This is a genomic window from Lysinibacillus sp. CTST325 (genome assembly GCF_054665055.1).
Genome location: NZ_BAAFHO010000002.1, coordinates 580536 through 601107, shown reverse-complemented (window position 1 = coordinate 601107; position 20572 = coordinate 580536). Strand labels below are relative to the sequence as shown.

Here is a 20572-nt window from a genome sequence, read left to right as displayed (position 1 = left end):
TTATTTATTCTAGATCCCACTATTAAGAAAGCCTTCGATGAAAAGTTTATTAACGATAGGGGAGAAAGTTTTGAATCAAAAGGTAGTATGGGAGAATGAAGAACAGTTTGGTTGTGAGCATTTAAGCATTATTAAAGAAGAAAAAAACTTCTCAGCGAAAGGGACAATTATATATGTAGAAGGGGATGAATCTAATGCTCATATTGTAGAATACAAAGTTGATTTAGACTCCAATTGGTTTACTAGAAAATTGACAATAATTGTCGATGAACACAATAGTTTAAACTTAACGTCTGATGGAAAGGGAAACTGGTTCGAAAATGATGGACAGCTAATTGATCAGCTAAAAGGTGCAATTGATATTGATATATCTGCAACACCATTTTCAAATTCACTTCCTATCAATAGAATGGATTGGGGCCTTAATCAAGAGGAACATTTCGAAATGGTGTACATATCGATTCCATCCCTCGAGGTAAAAAAAGTTCCCCAATCCTATAAATATTTAAATAACAATGGTAAATTGAGATATTTTAAATACCGTTGTTATGATTATGAAACAACTATATGTGTAGACGAACAGGGTTTGGTTATAGACTATCCGAATGTATTTAGCAGAATAAGATAATCTAAAGGGTATAGGCTCATGTCAAAGAAAATACATATTGCTGAATGTCGTTGCTAGGACAGCTTTAAAGCAAAGAAGAGGTTGTGAAATACTATGTTGAAAAATAAAATTATCTCATTTGTCATTACAATAATTCTGGGAATCTTTATCATTCCATTATTTATTGGATCTACATACAGTATTGCATATAGTATCTATGGTACTGCATTTACTGCACCTGCCATGCTTGTAGCTCTAGTAGTATCACTTGTAATTGAAAAAAACAGTAAAAATAAAAATGTAGTATTCATGTATTTTAAGCATTTAATCTGTGCATTCATTTTTGCACTATTATTTAGTTTAGTTAATTTTGATATTAATACTATTAAAGACACTCTTTATCTAACTATTTCAATAGGCAGTATTTATATTACATTATTTGTGATTATTGATTATATTTTAAAATACATAAGTGAAAAAAAAATGTGACGAAAATTCTACATTAGGTTACGATTATGTTTTTAATATTGTATAAAAATGATAGTGGTACTACGAGGTGAAGGGGGATTAAATTAATGATTGTTAAAAGAAACTACTCTGATATAGACGTACAAAATTTTGTGAATTTGTTTTCTTCAAAAATTAGTAATGGTTTAGAGCTCACATACAGAAAAGAGATGTTAGAAAATATTAAAAACCATAAAAACATTACTGATGAGCTAAAAACAGAATGTGGGATATACTATTTCACTCAAGATGATATTGTAAAGTACGTAGGTAGAGCACTTCCTGCAGTTGGATTAAGGTCCAGAATTTTAAACCAAATTACCGCTTTTGGTGATGCAGAATGGGATAAGGTAATTACGGATAATAACTCGGAAGTTTCTGTATTTATTTTCAATAATAGAGAACAATGGTATTTCATTTCTGCATTAGAACATTATCTTATAGAGAAACTAGAAAAACCAATCTTTAATAAACGTTGCTAAAAATTTAAAGTACCATTTGTGGATAGATGTATTATTATATGTGTCCTTTTAAAGACTGCCACAATAATCAGTGAAGTGAGCAAATGGGTGTGTAATGGTATGGATGCAGCGAAAAGAAGAGAAAATAAAAATAAACAACTAGACTCCTCACAAATGAGCAAGCGTGTTGCTGTATAAACACTAGAGATCAGGTTTTTACATGTTGTTGAGTAACCTGATCTCTTCTTTAAGACAAGAAAATTTAATCTGTAGTATTTAATAAGAAAAAGTACTTTACAGTCTTTAATTTTACAAAGATGTATTTACTAACTCTATAGTGTTTTTAATAAAATCTTGATAATGCGTTTTGGGTAATGAATCTATTTTGCTAGCTGCCTTTTTTGCATAAATAAGCGCCTCCTCTATTTTTCCAAGTTGCATTAGACAAATTGCCCTATATGAATAAGCCGTGTAAAGAATACATAATTCAAGCGGGTAAGTAGTTGAGCCCGGCATCTTGAACTTTTCAAACGCTTCTAAGGCTTCATTGAGTTGTCCTTTTCCTAATAAAGCCTTTCCTTTTTCAAGATAATAAAAGTCACTTCCGATATTCCCCTTCAATACTGTAGCAAATTTATCTAAGTAAAAAAGAGCTTGTTCATAATCTTTTGGTATTTGATTATAATAATGAGCTTGAAGCAACAGTGTATAAGCTAAGGACTTATCATTTTCACTGAATACAGCAAATTGTTCTGACTTTTTAATAAAATAAGCATAATCATCTTCATCATTATGAAGAAGGGCTTGGAATGCTGCAATCCGGAAAATATTATCCATCTTATAATAGACCATTCTCTTCTTAGACATAACAAGTAATTGATTAAGCTTTTCCTTCCCTGATTTATATTCGCCTATCCCAAAAAGTAAGACCATTTCAACGTAATTCGCCTCTAATTCAACTAGCATATCAATAACTTTTGCTTTTTCATCATACTCTTCCCTTACACTTTTTAACATTTTTAAGGCATTAAGATACTCGCCATTTTTCGCATGGTATTCTACTACATATAATTTGACAGCTAAACAGTGGCTATAAAGAGATAATCGATCATAGATTGATATAGCCCGATCTATCAACATTTCTCCATTTTTTTCATCGAACTTCATAACTGTTCTTCCGGAAATTTCTAATATCCTAGCAGATTCCAATGAAATGGGAAACTGTTGGTCTATAATGTTTTGGGTCAAATTAATGATCTGTTCATCATTATTTTTTCCATATTCTTCCTCTAATATATTAAATAAGTTTTTTAGCTCATCAGGAGTAGGGCTCCCTAACAAATATTGAGGATCACAGCCCAATTGGTGCGCTATAAATTTTAAACTGTCCATTGAAGGGTTTGCACGCCCATTTTCAATCATACTTAACATTCCTTTGGACATTTTCTTCCCTGTTAGTTCTACAAGTGTCATACCTTTTTCTATTCTTAATTTTTTTATTCGTTGTCCTAACTCATTCATTTTCCAACATCCTTGATATTCAATTTTATAAGTTCAATTATATTAAACTTCAGCTTGAAAAGGCAATTATTACATGTTACGATAAAGTTCAATTTAATTGAACTTTCTTGAATGTGAGTTTATGCAATTAGGAAAGATTTTTTATAGAAGAAAGCTTAAAAAAATGGAAAACGAGGGATTAAAAATGGGTGAATTTGTTGAAAATGAAGCAGGTCAAAAACTTGATATAGGTGGTATCAAATTATATTATGAATTGTTAGGTGAGCATCACGATGGTCCAACACTTGTTTTCGAATCAGGGTATGGAGCTCCTTTAGAAAACTGGGATTCGATTAGAAATGAAGTATCAAAGTTCTCAAGAATGTTTATTTATGACAGAGCAGGTATCGGAAAAAGTGAAATGGATGACAGACCTCGACATAGTAGACAAAGTGTCGATAACTTACATGTATTACTTAAAAAAGCAGGTGTAAAGCCTCCGTATGTATTAGTGGGTCACTCAATAGGAGGATTAAATGTAAGATTATTTGCAAGTAAATATCTAGAGGAAGTTGCAGGAGTAGTTCTCTTAGATTCATCTCATGAGGATCAAAATAAAATATTGCCTCCTTTATTTACAAAAGAAGTTCAGGAAGCGTATTTTAATCAATTTACTATAGAAGGATCTCTTATTGAGGTTGAAGAAAGTTTAGAACAAGTTCGTACTTCTAAATCATTTGGAAATATCCCATTGACTGTCGTTACAGGCGGTCTGCAGCCTTTTCATACAAAGGAATCAATGGCTGTTTGGATGAGATTTCAGGAAGAGCTTGCAAATTTATCAACAAATAAGCAACATATTATTGTTGAAGATGCTGGGCATGCAATACATATTGATAAGCCAGAAGTTGTTATTGATGTATTAAGAGATATTTTAAGTATAGTAGAGTGAAGTTGAAACTGTATTTTGTAGGAATATATGGTGGGGAGTTTAAGCCTGAATGATTTCGAAGGGGAGAGTGAGGGGGATTTCTCCTTTTCTTTATTGGAATATTTGGTAATTGAAAGTATACTATATTTAAGAAACATTTTTTTAGGTTTATATAGAGGAGAGAATGAGCAATGGCAAAGTCTTTAAATTGTCCCAACTGTGCTGCAGCATTTGATCCAAAGGATAATAGTTGTGCGTATTGTGGTAGCTATATTATTACATCAAAGGCTAAACAAATCACTTATAATTTGGATGAACAAGAACCCAAATATAAAAAAATCTTTTTTCATGGAATTGAAATGCGTGAACATGAGTTACCAATTCGCTCAGGCTTTGCAAATATGTATTACAGTATATTTCGTTCAGATGGTGGGCGACTATTATTAACAAACCAACGATTAATTTTTTGTGCGCATGCTATCAATTTAAATCCTAATTTATATTGGGAGTTGGATTTAAAAGAAATAGAACGAACTGAACTCGGTTTAAATCTCTTTATATCGCAAAGAATCCATATTTTTGAAAGAGAAGAAAATGAAACGATATTTGTTGTTTATGGTGGGAAACATTGGCTAAATGAACTTACTCATACTTTAGAGAAGATTAGTGAGTCACTTAGAAATTTAAAATAAACTTTGCCAATACATATGAAAGAGGAGAAAGGCATGAACGTTTACGAGGATTGTATTACGTTCATGTTTTGCTATTGCCATAATATGTTTTTCGTTGTTGGTTGAACCGAAATTGTATTTGAATAAAAAATAAGACCAAGATATCCGTCTTGGTCTATTTTTGTCATTCTATTAGTGACCCTGAATAAAACTATATGGAACTAGTAAACTTACGCGGTTTTTTCACCTTAATTGAAGCGACTTCTCCGCAATTCTGACACAGAGTAAAAATAAGTGGAGATCCATTAGAAAAAAATGTATCAACGGGTTTTAAAGTAGCATAACCATTAAGTTCCCCCTGAGAAAATGAATCACTACCACAAGACTTGCAAATCAATTTATTGTTTTCCACAATATCACCTCAGTATGTAATTAATGTAAATTATAACATAAAAATAGCCGAGGCGTTATAGACGCTAAAGCTAGAGAGCTAGCCAAACTAGTACCACATCATGAATAATGAATGAACTAGAACCATTGATAATATCACATACAAGGATACAGAGGTGTTACAAAATAATTTCTAAACAAACCGTCCTTGACGATAAATAGAATATTGTGAAACTTATTTAAACTTAAGTCGTAGTAGTATATAAGAGAGGAGGGATTAACTTGAAAAAATACTTATTATTTGCAGGGGTTTTTATATTGGCTTTTGTAGTATTGCAAGTACTATCAGGCATGCTATTAACAATGTTTTATACGCCTAGCATACAATGGGAAGAAGCTTCGATTTTACCTTCGCAAGTGTTGTTAGGAAATACAAGCTTCATTCCGCCACTTATTATTTCTTTAATAGCGTTAGTAATTGCTTTTGGTAGTACCAAGCTAACCAATAAAAAGGTTGTTCACTAATAAAAAGGAAGGGACATAATTCCCTTCCTTTTTGAATGAAATCATGCAAGGCCTTAATTGATTATTTTTTATAAAAGCAACTAAGTGGTACCTTGCCTTTTACATATCAGTGAAGGGCTTTTTTTATGCATTATGTGAGCTTTCGAGGCGGACAGCAGTACGAGTTACAGACGTATGATTACATAAAAAAATGGCGTGGTGGAATTTCGTAAATAACTAGCATTCGATACTAATGAACTTAGAATACGCTCATTTCGCTGAACAATTGCTTAAAATGAAACAAAACCCAACATTATATTAAGAAAAATGACAGAGCATTTTTGCAATAAATATGGTATAACGTTCTATATTTTAGTATAATATTCTATGTTTTTAACAAAAACAAGTTTCCTTTATTAGGATAAAGGGCTGAAGGAAGGTATTATATTGTTATATTTAGGATTGATCATGATTGCTTGTTTATTTTTATATTTACAAAGAGCATCATTTTCATTGGTGGCTGATTCAAAGTTACGATTACCAATTAAAAGAATGGATAAGTTAATTGTGTTTGCTCCTTTTGTTACAGTAGTCGTGTTTTCTATTCTTTTTTTAACTGTACTGAAGGGACAATTAGCTGATAGAATATCGCATGCTTTAATCGTTTTTAGTCTTTGGATTTTTTTTACCTATTTCATAAAAACGCTATTTGGTTATTGGAAAAATAAAAATATATTATTAGGTTCTTTTGTTGGAATACCTTTGACGCTATATTTTATTTTCCAATTGACTCCGTTAAACAATTATACAAAGATAGTTTTTCAGAAAATAGGGAATGTATCATTTATCGTAGGTCTAGTATTAATCGTTTTATTTTATTCGAATTATTTACATAAAAGGAAGTTAGAATTGGCGAAGGATAATTAAAGAATGGGGCGATTTTAATTTATTCGCCATTAGAAAATAGAAGCGTATTCGGGAGAAATCGAATACGCTTTATTATTTATAATTAGTTTTATGTTATAGAATTTTTATACGATAGTTAATTAGTTAGTACTAAAAATGTAATAAAACTCAAACCATATATGCCCATAAATCCGAGACTCATTTTCGATAATTTAGTGCTGATTGAAAAAGCCTTTTGTAATCCTTCTTTAAAAAGATGCACAATGAAAATAGATACTGCTAAGAAAAACGATACCATTGCAATGACTAACGCAATTTGTTCCATAAAAATGACCTCCTGTGATGATCTGTATTGTAGAATAATAAGAATATTAATCAAACCGACAAGCAATAATACATTGCTCATTCGAATGCCAAAAACTTCTCGTTCATTTATTTCGATTTTCCAAGCATCAACTATACCTCTGAGTAAATCGATCGTCATAAAGAATGTCCAATCTTTTTGTTCTAATAGATCAAATAATTCATCGCCATATCGTTTTCTCCAACTTTTTGGATACAAATAAATTAACCACTTCATATAAGCCCAAGCCTTTTTGCACCAAGTGTAGTTATTGCTTGGATATCTTTAATTTGGTTGCTTAAATATTCACGTCCGGCATCTGTTAGCCTGTAAGGTTTTTTGCGATCATCTGATGCAAGCACTTGAATATAGCCCGCCTTTTCTAAACGTGTAATTGCTCCATATAAAGTTCCAGCACCTAACTTAATACTATAATTCTTTTCAATATCCTCCATAATTGCATAGCCATGACAATCTTTTTCTGCCAGACTAATCAAAATAAACAATGAAGGCTCTGAAAATCTATCCTTTTTCATACAATACCTCCTTTTAAAAGTTTATTACGTTTGGCGATATAACGTATAACGTAATGATACCTGATATTTACAATTCGTGCAATAATAAGCTATTTTTTTAAAAAAAGGCCTAGATTTTTTTGCCATTAACTTTTCCTTGTCAAAACACAAACATTATTGTTTCGTGATATAACCCTAACCATAGAAGGAACAGGTATTTAATTTTATGCAAGACTTAAGGCTTAAAGCATTACCCGAAATTAAGCAGAGTGGCATTAATTATACGTGATAAGGAATAGGAGTTAAAAGTTATGATGTTCATGACTCTAACAGGAATTTGGAAAAATGATTATTTGCAGGTCTCTAAGAATTATTATGGAAATATAAGTAATATAACACTTATAATAGGAATAGGTGATTAAAAATGAATATACAAAATAAAAAGATAATCAATATCGGTGATAATCGCGGTCTGTATACGAAATATCAATGTACCAGTGCTCCGAGTGTCATCTTTATAGCTGGATTAGGCGATAACTTTGAGACATGGAAAAAGGTCCAAGATCGAATATCGGATGAAACGTCAACTTTTTCCTACACGAGAGCGGGTATTGGTAGAAGTTCAGTTGCAGCCGTCCCGAAGACTTGTCATGATTTGGTCGAGGAGCTCTCAGAATTGTTGCAAGAACTTGACGTAAAAAAACCATATATACTAGTAGGGCATTCGTTTGGTGGTTTGATTGCAAGATTGTATGCCAGTCTCAATCCACTCGATATTTGCGGCATAATTTTAGTTGACGCTGCACCTGAATTTAAAGAACTTGCTTATGAACAGGTTTTACCGGAAAATCTGGTTGCAGGAAATAGAGAATATTTAGAAAACCCTTCGTTGAATAGTGAAAATATTGATAAAATGAAGAGCTATAAGCAAATTGTTGATCATTCAAGACAAACTGACTTCCCTCTCACAATTATTACAAGAGGTTTACCTGATAGTGGAGAAGAGGGATGTCCATCTCAAAAGATATTGGAAATTGAACAAAACCTTCAAGCAGAATTCAAAAAGCTGTCAACGTCAAGCAAGTTTCGGATTGCTAGTCATAGTGGACATTATATACATCATGATGAGCCAGAGATTGTGATTGAGGAGATTATACTTATGTTAAAGGAAATCGAAAAATCACTTAAATGATTAAATATGAGTGATCTTCTTCTTTGAGATCTTTTGATGAAAAAACAATAAAAAAGCAGCGGGGGAATTTCTTTGAGGCCATATCGATACCGTTGCTGACCATTATATTTGCCGATCTGCTTTAACAAGTTGCTAAATGCTTTGCTCACCTTGACAACCTCCCCGAATACCTGATCTTATGATGATTATATAAGTGATGCATAAAAATCAACATTTACCTATATCAGAGCCAAAATTTAAAAACCAAGATAGCTTAATTGCTGTCTTGGTTTTTACTTCCCATTTAATTAAAAACACTAACTTTCATTAAAGGAAGATGACGGTCAGGAAACACAGTAGATGGAGTAAAGCCAATATTCTTCGCTCCCATTTTTAAATAAAAACCTTCCGCGTTAGGTTCACTATCAAGAGTAAACTCGCTTATTCCTAACTCCTTCGCTTTAGTTAATAAATGGTCCCATATCATTCTCCCTAATCCTTTACCGATATAATCAGGGTCTATGAATAAGGCATCTAATTTCTGTTCATTAATTGCAAAGCTATAAAATGCTACTATTTTGTTGTCACTTTCCATTACGTAAACTGGATTTTCTTCTATGTACTCTTTCGTTACAGTTAAATCATCTATACACTGTTGTAGAAAATCTTCTGTATATCCCCAATAGGCTTTTGACTTATAAGCTAAATTGCTTAATAGATGACAATCTTGAACTTTTGCACTTCTAATTAACATTATAATTCCTCCGATAAATCATTTTTATGAAAACACGGACCTCAGATCCTGTTTTATTCATTTATTACTATAATATGAAGTAAAGCGACTTATGGGCAACTACGGTGCATCGGGAAAGAGCAAATTAGTAATATGCATAGGTGGGCGAAGTGAACATTTGAAAGAAAATGTGCAGTGAAAAAAGATGGGAGTTCCCATCTAATTACATCACTTATTTAACTTATCAGATATATCTCTTAGAATCATGTTACGTTCCTTCTGTAAATTAATGGATTTAAACATATACCAAATTACAAATACAAATGGAATAAGGAAAAGTAATAGTGAAAGAATAGGTAATATAGTGAGTCCAATACCCATACCGATATCCATTGTCGTCGAATTCATTATCTAAGCCCCCCTTTTTTTTTATGGATTATTATACCATATCATTGATTGGTAATTAATCGAAATTAAATATGGTGAATTAGAAGAAAACTACTGCACAATCTGAGGAAAGAAACTATAAAAGGGTCACTTGGGATAGGAGTGACCCTTAGTAACAAGATTCGGAGGAGTAAGGCTAAATTAGCTTTACATTACTATTAATATGTCGTGATAGTGTTTTTGTATAGTTCATAGCCTGAGAAATAGATTTTAAAAAAATTACAGGGTTAGGTGGAACGCACAGACACGCCAATTCGATTTAGTGCTAAAAAATATCTTCTGGGACGATTGTGGCACATGCGTATGCACAAAGGGGCTCGAATTTGATTAAATTTTGTTCCAAATAACCATAAACTGTGCTGCTTCAGATTCAAGTGCAATTAGATGATCTCCAGTAGTGGGTTCATCTGAAATTAACCTACCTTTTTGGACGTTTAAAATTGCTGGTTTTATATCAGGAGAATGCTCAATGGTGAAATCAGATTGTTTTAATAGTGTCAAAGAGGAGCGGCATTTATTTTTATCAATTCGTTCGTCCTTCCCTTTGAAATATAATTTGATTAAGTGTGGAACACCATCAATCTTTAATCCAAGTTCTGGTGATGAACGGACAGTTAAATATTCGCTATACCAATTGGATTTGCCTGGGTCAAACCATTCAATTTCTTTGTTTTTAATAAATTTTAAATGTGCTTTGACAGCTTCCAAGTAATTCTTTTGTTTAGCTTGAGAAACTTTGTTAGCAAGAGAAAGCAGGTAATCGTTACTAAATTCCTTCTCGTGAAATTTTCGGATACCATCCCGTAAAGGTTTCCAGTAATCAAAAGCAGGATTGTATTCATCTTGATATTTTATTTGTCTAACCATTGAAGTTTTACCAGTAACGCCTTTGAAAGTAAAGTCTGTAAATTGTGTAAGACCGATCGATACCTTTTTTGAAGACACTAATAACAACTCCTTTATTGGTAAATATCCCACGAAATACCTTAGATAATTTTCAGGAGGTTGTAACAAATATTCGTCCATGACAAGGGATGTGTTTTAATGACTAACAAGCATCATAAGGCAATCTACGAAGCTATCGGAGCAAAGGGAGACAAAAGTGGTTATGGAAAATTATGATGTAACCATTAAAAGAGCATATGATAGTACTCAAAGTTTAGAAGCACTACAAATTAGTCAGAAAATTGATACATAGAAGAGGATAGGGTCATTAATGAACTGCAACAGGTAGAGGTGCCAAATGTTCAAAAAAAGTTATCGTTGCATGAATGCTTGGGATTAGTGGATAAGGGATGGTTCAGAGGCTGAAACGGTTAGTGGATGATCTTTATACGCCAGATGATGGCCGTGATCAAAAACATAAAGGATTTTTTGTAATATGTGAGCTACTCATTATAGTCATTGGTGTATCAGTAATTATTGCATGCTGGTAATTAAAAAGCTGCCTAACAGTTACCTGTTAAACAGCACATGGATATTGTAAATATAAAACAAAAAACGGGAAAAATCAACAAATTTTTTAGATGTTTTTGTATGTAAGTTGCTCTTGTTAAGCAGTTTGTAAATGGTAGGTTTTAGATCATCACTTTTTGATTATTTGTTCGAAGGAATGATTTTGGTTTTTGGAAACTATAAAAAGGGTCACTTGGGATAGGAGTGACCCTTAGTAACAAGATTCGGAGGTGTAAGGCTAAATTAGCTTTACATTACTATTAATATGTTGTGATAGCTTTGTTTGTATAGTTCATAGCCTGAGAAATAGTATAAAATAAAAAGCTGTAGCGTGCTCACACGCTACAGTTCTGTATGGGTTTTAGAACTTCTTATAAGTTTTATTTGTGGGAGCAATTAGTAAGCATATGAGGCTTTCCAGTACAATGATATTTAGAGTCGGAAACAAAATTTTGAATCAGATGTGGAAGTAGTCGAAAGGCTGCTTCTTTTTTGTTTTTCCAAAAGATTTGATACTTCAACTAACGATGAAGTTTAGTTGAAGTAGAAGGAGTTATTGGAAGTTTATAGAAGTAATAAAGGAAAATAAATAATTTGTTAGGAGGGTATAAATTGAATGTTATAGACAAAATGGAGAAGTTTGATTTTGCAACATTTGAAATGAATGATGAAGAAAAAGAATTTGCCTCTGCTTTAACATTAATTACAGAAGGAAAGGAATGTTTGGCTGCAGAAATTTTAAAGAATCTGTATTGTGAGTCTCATGATCTTTCATTGCGAAGTAGCTGTGCCAAGATTTTATTTGAGTTATATTTTACTAAATCCGAATGGAAACAATTAGAGATGCTCGGCCTTTTTGATGATCAAAGCATTGATCAAAGCAATCGTTTAATTGCGAAAGCTTGTAGCAAGTCGGAACAAACAGCGTTCTCCTTCTTAACTGATGAAATACGTATTCCAATGAAACTAAGTATTTCTGGCTCTCCAATGGTTGATGTAATGATTAATGGAAATAAGAAATGCTTTTGGTTAGATACTGGAGCAGGGATGACGGTTATCTCAAATGCTTTAGTAAATGACTGTAATATTAACATTGTGAAAGATGAAGAATTGGAGGTTGGAAATTCAACGAACCAAAATTTTAGTGCCGATTTGGCCATCATCGATTCAATTATCATACAGGGTCTAACGATTCTTAATCAGCCTACGTTGGTGTTAGCAAATGATTTATTAATGATTCAAAATCCTAAAACGGAAGAAATAATGCAGGTAGACGGCATCATTGGATGGGATATCATACAACATATTTTTCTGGAAATCGACTATAGACATAAACAAGTCAAAATTCAGAAACCGCAACGAAAAGATGGTGTGGAGAACAATCTTTTCTTCTGTGGGTATCCGATTTTGAAAGTGAAAGGTCAGAATCAAGTTCCGTTGTATTTCGGTTTAGACACAGGTGCAAATAAGAGCCATTTTGGACAACCGCTCCTGTCGAAAATTAGTAATCTTAAAATAGCGAAAAGAATGATACATTCTGGAGGCTTCGGTGATGTTAAGGAAAGAGAATTAGACAGTATAGAAAGTTTAATTGTTAATCTGAATGAGAATCAATCAATCAATTTACACAACGTGAGAGAGATGTTGACAGATCTTGCTACTTTTTTCAAGCTAGATGGTGTTTTTGGTAGTGATATTGCTAAGGATGGGCGTATGGTGATTGATTATACGAATAGAAATTTTGAGCTTGTGTTTATCTAATGATGCTTCTAAGAGTCAAGCAATTATTACTATGTATCTAATCTTGGTATAAGGTTTTATTATCATAACTTTATAGGAGGTAATAGTTCATGCCCTTATTCAAATACGGAGTGCTAAAAGGTAAAGTTGTTGACGTGAGACCTGTGGATTCATATGATAAGACGCCTCATTACGAAGTGCATATTCGAGCAACAAAGAAGGATAAAAGTGAGGAGAATTATAGGATTGCGATCAATGTTGCCTCTAAGGTAAAGCCTTCAGAAGTCCTATATTTTGTTAGTGAAGATTTCAACTCCAATCAAATAACAATTATTCCGAATTACGAAGAAGGATTTACAGAAGTTACTAATGAAAATCGTGAAATTGCATTAGATTATATTCGTGGCGGCTTATTTGATCCCTCAAAAATGATTCCTCTCCCTGCAACAAAAAATGGACCAGATAATGACTTAAATGAGAAAGTTAATAAATATATGCAAGAGGCAATGACTAAAAAAGCTACAGTTTATGCTTACGGAGAAAAATTCAAAACTGAAAATGAAAGAGATAAATATTTCGGGTTTTCTCCAGGCAGAGGCATTCATGATATTCATATGAATCAAGGAAATAGTAGGGATTTTAGAACAGACGACGGGATATGGCAAGATGGTGGTGTACTCATTCATTTTGAGGAAGAGAATAGATGGGTTGGTATATTCCTTGCATTCCAATCGCAGTCTTGGTGTACAGATGACTATGGACATGCCACTAAGCCAGTTAGTGTATGTAACCATACAAATAGAAAATCAGTAATAGAAATTTGAAAAAGTAAAATTTAATATTAATGGTATTTGATTAGTATGAAAGACGAGCTATTGAAGCAATGCTTACTACCGTGTTACCACCTAAATAGAACGAGTGGCTAAAAAAACACTATAAGGTATGGTGAACAGTTATTAGGGTAAGAAACCTTGATATATGAGGATAAATGAAGCAGATTTTGCAATAGAGCAACCTAACAGCAACATTTATCCTCTCTTTGTTCCCAAACTAGTTTTTTTGAGATAATTTCTAAGTATATCGAATACCTCATAATCCATTTATATCAATGTTTAATACATACAATCAAAATAAGGCTTATACAAGAATTTTATTTCGAACAAAAAGGTACTATTGTTATAATGTGGTAATATAAAAATCGGTATGCAACAAACTGGTCATTTTATTGAAAACACTATGTAGTGCTTTTCGAGTAAAGGGGGTCAAGATAAATGAAAATTACCATGCGATATGGGGTTGACGCTCCATTTTGGGTTGCCTTTTTAATTATTATCGGACTGGTATTTACGTTATTGGGTGTGTTTGGTTCAGTCAATGGGTTTGTATTGGGCTATGGTTTGATTTGTCTTGTGACAGGCCTATGGATGTTTACATATTCAACAGCAATCAAAATTGCACACAGAAAGGTGATTTTGAGCCTTGCACAAGTTAAATCAGGTGATGAACTTCTTGATGTGGGAACGGGTCGTGGACTTTTAGCTATTTCCGCATCTCAAAGGGGTTGTAAGGTGACAGCCACTGATGTTTGGTCAAAATGGGATTTGGGTGGGAACGGAAAAGCTAAACTACAAGCTAATATCGTTGCTGAAGGTGTGGCAGCAATCGACATCGTGGATGCTGACGCTCGGGAACTTCCATTTTCGGATGGAAGTTTCGACGTCGTTGTCTCAAATTTCGTAGTCCATAACATTAAAAGTGTAGAAGGAAGAAGGAAGGCGATTCTTGAAATGTGGCGAGTTTTAAGCCCAAATGGTCGATTAGTCATTTCTGATTTCAGTAAAACTGCTGAATACATTCAAATATTGAATTCAGTTACCAATCGCGTTGAAATAAAGCAATTTTTTTATACATTTCCGTTTTCAAAAGCTGTTGTTGTGCAAAAGATTTAAGAAATCAATAAACAGATAAGATGTATTTACTAAAAGATTCATATAACAGGGGGGAAGCAGAAAAAGGGAATGATGATTTTAAGTTTTCTTTTAGCTGGTTGGATATTAAGTTGGTTTAAGTTTGACGAGTTGTTTATTCAAGCTCTCAAGGAACTATTTAACAAAAAGGTGACAATAGCAAGTTATTATTTTATATTTTTTTGTATTGGAGCATTTGGAGACTTAATCTTATTTTTCAACAGAAATTATATAACCTATTTATTCAGCTAACGACCAGATTGCGGAATAAAGAAAACAGCTTATAACATTAAAAGCACAGAACTCTCTGTGCTTTTTAACCTTCAATCTTATAATACATCGAGTTAGCATGCATAAATGAATAAAGGCCCACCTCAGCTTCAACTAAGGTAAGTTAATCCTTAAAATAAACTCATAGTATTCACCTTAACGGAATTACAAGCTTTATCTCTCACAAGCAATACCATCTTTGTCACGATCTTTTGAAGCATTTGCTTTATATAGTTCAGCTGAAACAAAAGGTGCATATTTTGTTTTTCCACCTTTGTTTTTCACATTGGCATCCTTCGCAACGCCACCTTTGTAGTCCTTATTTAACTCTTTGCAATTTTTGTATGTTTTCGCTGCTGCCTCTATTGGCGTCGGGATGCTCATTGTCCCACCGATTAATAATGCACCTGCGATAATTGAAGTAGCTAATTTTTTCATAAATGTTCCTCCTAGAATTATTTTTATTGTTTTATAATGAAATACATAATAACAATAGTAATTTAAGTAGATTTCCCATTATTATTGTTAAATGATGTAAAACAATAGGTTAAATGACCTCGAGTAAATATTACTATTATTTTCGTGAGAAAACAATCCATTATTGTTTTATATTTACAAAAATGTTGTTGTGAAATACATAAATATGTATCTTTTAAAGCAATTTTTAAACTCAATTAATGAACAATTCATTATCCCATAAGAGGGGATTTGAAGTTGTGCACTATAATTCAGTAGATCGATAGGTTGAACGAATTCAATGACTGTACGCTCTATATCTGTAAGAGCGGTTTTTCTTGAAGAAAACTTGAATAATACTGTTGTCAATGTTGATATTAGAAACATTCTTTTATGGTTTTCAATATAACTTAGGACGTCATGTCCTAAAAAATAGTAAGCTTTTAAAATACTTAGACTCAAGCCAATGGGATAAAGCATGCGCAGAAATGTTGTAATATTGTAATGCTGTAGGTAAACGACTACAAGGGATCACCGAGAAGAAGAGGTTACTTTATTAAAGAAACAGTTGTTGATGTAAAGATGGATAAAAAACCGTACCCAAAGCGGGAATTATAGTAGCCGTGAAGCAATGATTGTTGCTATGAATACAACTGTCCAACAAGGATTCGTATCCTATGCAGAGCCAGTAGAGGAAAATAAAAATGGTGATAGATGGAGCGACACCTACCTGAAGTTAAAATGATTGCTGAACGCGCTATTTTAGCAGGTAAATTAAGTTATGTTACAATTCGTGGTACCACTAAATAAATTGTCAAAGACCAAGATAGCTTAATTGCTGTCTTGGTCTTTTTGTAAGTTATGATTAAAAATTCACATAACACCCCTCATCTCTTTCTGGGTCAAAATATCGGAATTCTCTTATCCCGTGTTTTTCTTGTAAGTATTCTTTTAATATCTCTATATCTTTTTCGAAAGTTTCGAATGGGTTACTATAAAAACTTATTAATTCTGGACTATAATCAGGTATAGACGCATTTAATATTTCTTTATCATCGTAGTGAAAATCGACATACCATCCTCTATAACAAATCAAATAAGTCCCATCGTCTCTTAGTCCGCATTTGTCTTCATAAGGAACGATGTTAACATTACATATTTTGTTGTTTATTGAAAATGAATCCATGATGCTGATACTCCTTTGCGTATTTTTGTACACATTGCAATTTAATGAAAATTTCTGATTAGGTATATAAAAATTATTCCACTTGCATACCTCGATAAGCTAATTAAGCATTAAAATCTCAAGTTGAAAAACTAAAGGTAAATTATTTTAATTAAAGCCAGATCTCATTAAGAGTATCTGACTTTTTAGATTAATATTCTCTTACTTCAAAACTAGATACCATATTACTTTTACAGTATCTGGAGTAACCGTGGCTATTAACTTAATCTTGACTAACTTCTAGAAATTCTAATACATTCTATCTAATGTTATCGAATTTCATTCTGTACCTCCTAGTTTTTTAACAGTAACAATACAATCAGCGCTTAAATTAGTATTTTCGAGGTGAGCAGTTATAGTAACTACGCCTTCTTTAATGGCTCTAATAGTACCAAATTGATCAACTGTTGCAATGCTCTTATCACTACTTGTCCAAATTATATTTTCATTTGTATTCTCAGGTAGGATAGTAGCTGTTAATCTATCATAGCGGTATTCGGAAAGCTCTAAAAAATTTCTATCTAATATGATCGATTTAGATTCTGTACTTCCTAGTTTTTTAACAGTAACAATACAATCAGCGGTTAAATTCGTATTTTCGAGGTGAGCAGTTATAGTAACTACGCCTTCTTTAATGGCTCTAATAGTACCAAATTGATCAACTGTTGCAATGCTCTCATCACTACTTGTCCAAATTATATTTTCATTTGTATTCTCGGGTAGGATAGTAGCTGTTAAACTAGCATAGCGGTATTCTGAAAGCTCTAATACATTTCTATCTAATACGATCGATTTAGATTCTGTACTTCCTAGTTTTTTAACAGTAACAATACAATCAGCGGTTAAATTCGTATTTTCGAGGTGAGCAGTTATAGTAACTACGCCTTCTTTAATGGCTCTAATAGTACCAAATTGATCAACTGTTGCAATGCTCTCATCACTACTTGTCCAAATTATATTTTCATTTGTATTCTCGGGTAGGATAGTAGCTGTTAACTTAGCATAGCGGTATTCTGAAAGCTCTAATACATTTCTATCTATTGATATTGAATCGGGTTTTGATGGTGTTGAAATTTTTGAGAATTCATATGCTAACGACCTTGTTTTTGCGGAAGTTCCCCAAGCATAGTTCGCACCACCGTTATTATAGTGTTCTACACCATCAAATGCTTTCCAACTTGGTATAGTACTATAGTTACTTGAATAGGATGCTTTGCCAAACTCTGATTCATTCGAATTCATTTTAGGGATTAAAACTTCTGAATAGCCTTCTTCAGCATGTGCATTTTCCCCGTTAAAGCTAATTAATACTAGCATTATTAATGCTAGACAAATAAAACCATTTCTGAATAACTTATTCACTTATGTATCCTCCTTTAAAATTGTAAAAGGTTAGTTCTTTAAATAACCTACAGAGACAACTTTAACTAATTTAGCGTTTATTTACCACAATAAAAACCGTTTAATTTTGATAAATAAATCGGAATTTAGGATGGCTTTGTCGTGTAATACTTAATCTGTTTTTTAGTTTCAAAACTCCTCCTAAGTAATGAATCTCACATTATTACTCTTTACAAAATCCAGAATTTTAAAGAAAGAAATCACATTTGGTCACATTTACTTTGTAAACAAGGCTGTCAAAAATGGTTGTGGAGTATACAGATGGAAGATTTAATGGGTATTAGTCGGAAAAAATGTATCTTTAACGAATGTGATATACAAATGGTGCATATGTTACATTTGTTACACATTAGGTATTTTGAAAATCGGGGTAGGAAGGTATGGTAATGTTTTCCTAACTTGGCGTGGATCTTGAAGTTGAATCTTAATAATAGAAGGGCTCTCGGACATATTTAAAATCCAGTTGACGGGTAATTCTCCGTCATGATTTGTCTGAAAGCTCTTTAATTGTTTAAGGGAGCCTAATCAATTGTCTTAATATCTAATGTGTACATTTTCCATTAGCAATCCCTCTAATCTAAAACCCCTTATTCATAGGGGATTAAAGTGGTTGCTATTTGTTCTGGTGAAACTTAATATTCGGAATTATTTGAAAACAATTTGATGAAATGTATAATTATTTAAAGGAAGGTAATAAATACCGTATATATTGTTTTGGTGTCGTTAGTTTCCAAATAAATTAAAAATTATCATTCGCGGTTAAACAAGTAGGAGATGTTCAATCTTCCACCTCTATGTATAGTACCTCTACTTGAAATTCTAAACTAGAAAACAATACTATTACACCTTTTTTTGCCAAAACATTCTATGCAGTATCTTCATTTTGCTTGTAGATAAAAAAAATCTAAGAATGCGGAAGGAGATATGTTATGGAAAAGAACTCAAATCTATGGAAAATTGTATTTGTGGCTAGTTTTATAGGTTTAACAGTTGATGGTATGGATATCCAAATGTTGTCATTGGTTATGCCGAGCTTAATTGACGAGTTCGTCTTAGATACTAAGGCTGCTGGTTGGATCAGTACATTCTCTCTATTAGGGATGGCACTTGGTGGAATCCTAGGGGGATGGTTATCTGATCGCTTTGGCCGCGTTAAAATGATGACCTATATGATGATATTATTTTCAGTTGGAACCGCTCTCTTAGCTTTTGTACAAACATATGAACAATTTATTATTGTTCGTTTCATATCAGCAATTGGTATGGGGGCCGAATATTCATTAGCCACGATGTTAATGGCTGAATATGTAAAAGTTAAACATAGAGCAACTATTATGGGCGTATTAGGTTCTTCCTATTCATTAGGATATTTAGTCGCTGTTTTATTAGCGGGCGCGATTCTCCCTGAATATGGTTGGAGACCATTATTCTTAATTTCAATTATCCCAGTTGTTGTGGCGATCTATATTCGCGCAAAAGTACCAGAACCTACTGGTTGGAGATTGGCTAAAAAACAAGCTAAGACATCGAAAGTTAAGAAATCAAATGAATGGCTTGCGTTGTTTAGGGATAAGAAAGTTTTTACAATCTTTCTATTATGGATAGTAACTTCTTCTCTATTGCAATTTGGATATTACGGAGTAGGTACTTGGTTACCAACGTATATAGTTAAAGAATTAGGTTTTAATTTCAAAGAAATGACAGGATATTTAATTGGGACATATACAGCATCGATTCTTGGTAAAGCACTTGCTGGTTGGATTGCCAATGTAATTGGTCGTCGTGGGGTTTTCGTCATTGCAGGATTATCTACAGCGATCATGCTACCAGTCATATATTTTTACCAATCACCAGGAAACATCATTATTTTAATGACTGTTCTAGGTTTCGTATATGGAGCGCCGTATGGTGTAAATGCTACTTATTTAAGTGAAAGCTTCCCGACTCATATTAGAGGAACCGCTGTAGGTGCGGCTTATAATATGGGAAGAATAGGTGCAGCTTTAGCTCCTATCCTTATTGGAATTATCGCTACTACACAATCAATTGGATTTGGACTAGCTGTGTTAGGTATTTCTTATGCATTTATGGGGTTAATTCCTGCGCTATTCATTAAAGAGAAAATGTATGATACTTTTGAAAACGATACAAAAGGAGAAGTATTAGAAAAAGAGGGGGATGTAGGGGAAGAGGGGCTTCTAGCAAAAGAGGTTTTAGTGGAAAAACCTTAAAGAGATAAAAAAGCCGCAAAGCGTTTCTTTAAAAAGCTTTGCGGTCTATTTATGTTTCTAAGCCTAGTGGCATAACAAATGATAAGAATAAGGAATATCTGATATCAATTGAACAGTTAAAATATGAGCAAAGTATTCCTA

The 20572-nt window shown here is 32.9% G+C and carries 21 protein-coding genes; 12 read left to right on the top strand and 9 right to left on the bottom strand.

Annotated elements, in window-relative coordinates:
• The first annotated feature begins 70 nt into the window (after positions 1 to 70).
• From ACYQ73_RS08500 to ACYQ73_RS08490, 3 genes are all read left to right on the top strand, one after another.
• A complete protein-coding gene (locus ACYQ73_RS08500) occupies positions 71 to 628 on the top strand; it encodes a putative glycolipid-binding domain-containing protein (protein ID WP_460012076.1) in 558 nt (185 codons plus the stop codon).
• Between the two features lie 93 nt (positions 629 to 721).
• Positions 722 to 1096, top strand: a complete 375-nt coding sequence (locus ACYQ73_RS08495) for a hypothetical protein (RefSeq protein ID WP_460012075.1) — start codon at positions 722 to 724, stop codon at positions 1094 to 1096.
• A gap of 86 nt (positions 1097 to 1182) precedes the next feature.
• A complete protein-coding gene (locus ACYQ73_RS08490; protein WP_460012074.1) occupies positions 1183 to 1596 on the top strand; it encodes a hypothetical protein in 414 nt (137 codons plus the stop codon).
• 288 nt (positions 1597 to 1884) lie between these two features.
• On the opposite strand, the gene ACYQ73_RS08485 is transcribed toward ACYQ73_RS08490, so the two are convergent.
• Positions 1885 to 3096, bottom strand: coding sequence for a helix-turn-helix domain-containing protein (locus tag ACYQ73_RS08485; protein ID WP_460012073.1), 1212 nt, complete (start codon positions 3094 to 3096; stop codon positions 1885 to 1887).
• A gap of 184 nt (positions 3097 to 3280) precedes the next feature.
• On the opposite strand from ACYQ73_RS08485, the gene ACYQ73_RS08480 reads away from it, so the two are divergent.
• The 4 genes from ACYQ73_RS08480 to ACYQ73_RS08465 all read left to right on the top strand — a co-directional run bounded on the left by ACYQ73_RS08480 (position 3281) and on the right by ACYQ73_RS08465 (position 6498).
• Entirely contained in the window at positions 3281 to 4027 is a 747-nt protein-coding gene (locus tag ACYQ73_RS08480; protein ID WP_460012319.1) for an alpha/beta fold hydrolase, read from the top strand.
• A 170-nt stretch (positions 4028 to 4197) separates the two neighbouring features.
• Positions 4198 to 4698, top strand: a complete 501-nt coding sequence (locus ACYQ73_RS08475) for a zinc ribbon domain-containing protein (protein WP_460012072.1) — start codon at positions 4198 to 4200, stop codon at positions 4696 to 4698.
• A gap of 651 nt (positions 4699 to 5349) precedes the next feature.
• Positions 5350 to 5592 carry a hypothetical protein gene (locus ACYQ73_RS08470; RefSeq protein ID WP_460012071.1) on the top strand — a complete coding sequence of 81 codons (243 nt, stop codon included), beginning with the start codon at positions 5350 to 5352 and terminating at the stop codon, positions 5590 to 5592.
• 531 nt (positions 5593 to 6123) lie between these two features.
• Positions 6124 to 6498 carry a hypothetical protein gene (locus ACYQ73_RS08465; RefSeq protein WP_460012070.1) on the top strand — a complete coding sequence of 125 codons (375 nt, stop codon included), beginning with the start codon at positions 6124 to 6126 and terminating at the stop codon, positions 6496 to 6498.
• Positions 6499 to 6613: 115 nt separating this feature from the next.
• On the opposite strand, the gene ACYQ73_RS08460 is transcribed toward ACYQ73_RS08465, so the two are convergent.
• Both ACYQ73_RS08460 and ACYQ73_RS08455 read right to left on the bottom strand, forming a co-directional pair.
• Entirely contained in the window at positions 6614 to 7057 is a 444-nt protein-coding gene (locus ACYQ73_RS08460) for a hypothetical protein (RefSeq protein ID WP_427504375.1), read from the bottom strand.
• Positions 7054 to 7356: a PadR family transcriptional regulator gene (locus tag ACYQ73_RS08455; RefSeq protein ID WP_460012069.1), complete on the bottom strand. Its 303-nt coding sequence runs from the start codon at positions 7354 to 7356 to the stop codon at positions 7054 to 7056. The genes ACYQ73_RS08460 and ACYQ73_RS08455 overlap by 4 nt, the downstream gene beginning before the upstream one ends.
• 403 nt (positions 7357 to 7759) lie before the next feature.
• On the opposite strand from ACYQ73_RS08455, the gene ACYQ73_RS08450 reads away from it, so the two are divergent.
• A complete protein-coding gene (locus tag ACYQ73_RS08450) occupies positions 7760 to 8527 on the top strand; it encodes an alpha/beta fold hydrolase (RefSeq protein WP_460012068.1) in 768 nt (255 codons plus the stop codon).
• A 283-nt stretch (positions 8528 to 8810) separates the two neighbouring features.
• Here ACYQ73_RS08450 and ACYQ73_RS08445 read toward each other — a convergent pair whose 3' ends face one another.
• The 3 genes from ACYQ73_RS08445 to ACYQ73_RS08435 form a co-directional block, all read right to left on the bottom strand.
• On the bottom strand, positions 8811 to 9260 hold the full coding sequence (locus tag ACYQ73_RS08445) for a GNAT family N-acetyltransferase (RefSeq protein ID WP_460012067.1): 450 nt from the start codon (positions 9258 to 9260) through the stop codon (positions 8811 to 8813).
• 207 nt (positions 9261 to 9467) lie between these two features.
• Positions 9468 to 9647 carry a hypothetical protein gene (locus tag ACYQ73_RS08440; protein ID WP_460012066.1) on the bottom strand — a complete coding sequence of 60 codons (180 nt, stop codon included), beginning with the start codon at positions 9645 to 9647 and terminating at the stop codon, positions 9468 to 9470.
• A gap of 366 nt (positions 9648 to 10013) precedes the next feature.
• Complete coding sequence (locus ACYQ73_RS08435) at positions 10014 to 10631, bottom strand: hypothetical protein (RefSeq protein ID WP_460012065.1); 618 nt, start codon at positions 10629 to 10631, stop codon at positions 10014 to 10016.
• A gap of 1122 nt (positions 10632 to 11753) precedes the next feature.
• Between ACYQ73_RS08435 and ACYQ73_RS08430 the strand changes: the two genes are divergently transcribed.
• The 3 genes from ACYQ73_RS08430 (at position 11754) to ACYQ73_RS08420 (ending at position 14830) form a co-directional block, all read left to right on the top strand.
• Complete coding sequence (locus ACYQ73_RS08430; protein WP_460012064.1) at positions 11754 to 12902, top strand: retropepsin-like aspartic protease; 1149 nt, start codon at positions 11754 to 11756, stop codon at positions 12900 to 12902.
• Positions 12903 to 12991: 89 nt separating this feature from the next.
• Positions 12992 to 13705 (top strand): DUF2278 family protein, encoded by a 714-nt coding sequence (locus tag ACYQ73_RS08425; protein WP_460012063.1) that lies wholly within the window; start codon positions 12992 to 12994, stop codon positions 13703 to 13705.
• A 447-nt stretch (positions 13706 to 14152) separates the two neighbouring features.
• The gene (locus tag ACYQ73_RS08420; protein ID WP_460012062.1) at positions 14153 to 14830 is read left to right on the top strand and encodes a class I SAM-dependent methyltransferase; all 678 of its coding nucleotides are present in this window, start codon (positions 14153 to 14155) and stop codon (positions 14828 to 14830) included.
• A gap of 462 nt (positions 14831 to 15292) precedes the next feature.
• Here ACYQ73_RS08420 and ACYQ73_RS08415 read toward each other — a convergent pair whose 3' ends face one another.
• The 3 genes from ACYQ73_RS08415 to ACYQ73_RS08405 form a co-directional block, all read right to left on the bottom strand.
• Positions 15293 to 15502: an excalibur calcium-binding domain-containing protein gene (locus ACYQ73_RS08415; protein ID WP_460012318.1), complete on the bottom strand. Its 210-nt coding sequence runs from the start codon at positions 15500 to 15502 to the stop codon at positions 15293 to 15295.
• 937 nt (positions 15503 to 16439) lie between these two features.
• On the bottom strand, positions 16440 to 16760 hold the full coding sequence (locus tag ACYQ73_RS08410; protein ID WP_460012061.1) for a hypothetical protein: 321 nt from the start codon (positions 16758 to 16760) through the stop codon (positions 16440 to 16442).
• Positions 16761 to 17078: 318 nt separating this feature from the next.
• Positions 17079 to 18161, bottom strand: a complete 1083-nt coding sequence (locus tag ACYQ73_RS08405; protein ID WP_460012060.1) for an Ig-like domain-containing protein — start codon at positions 18159 to 18161, stop codon at positions 17079 to 17081.
• A gap of 968 nt (positions 18162 to 19129) precedes the next feature.
• On the opposite strand from ACYQ73_RS08405, the gene ACYQ73_RS08400 reads away from it, so the two are divergent.
• Complete coding sequence (locus ACYQ73_RS08400; RefSeq protein ID WP_460012059.1) at positions 19130 to 20431, top strand: MFS transporter; 1302 nt, start codon at positions 19130 to 19132, stop codon at positions 20429 to 20431.
• Positions 20432 to 20572: the final 141 nt, after the last annotated feature.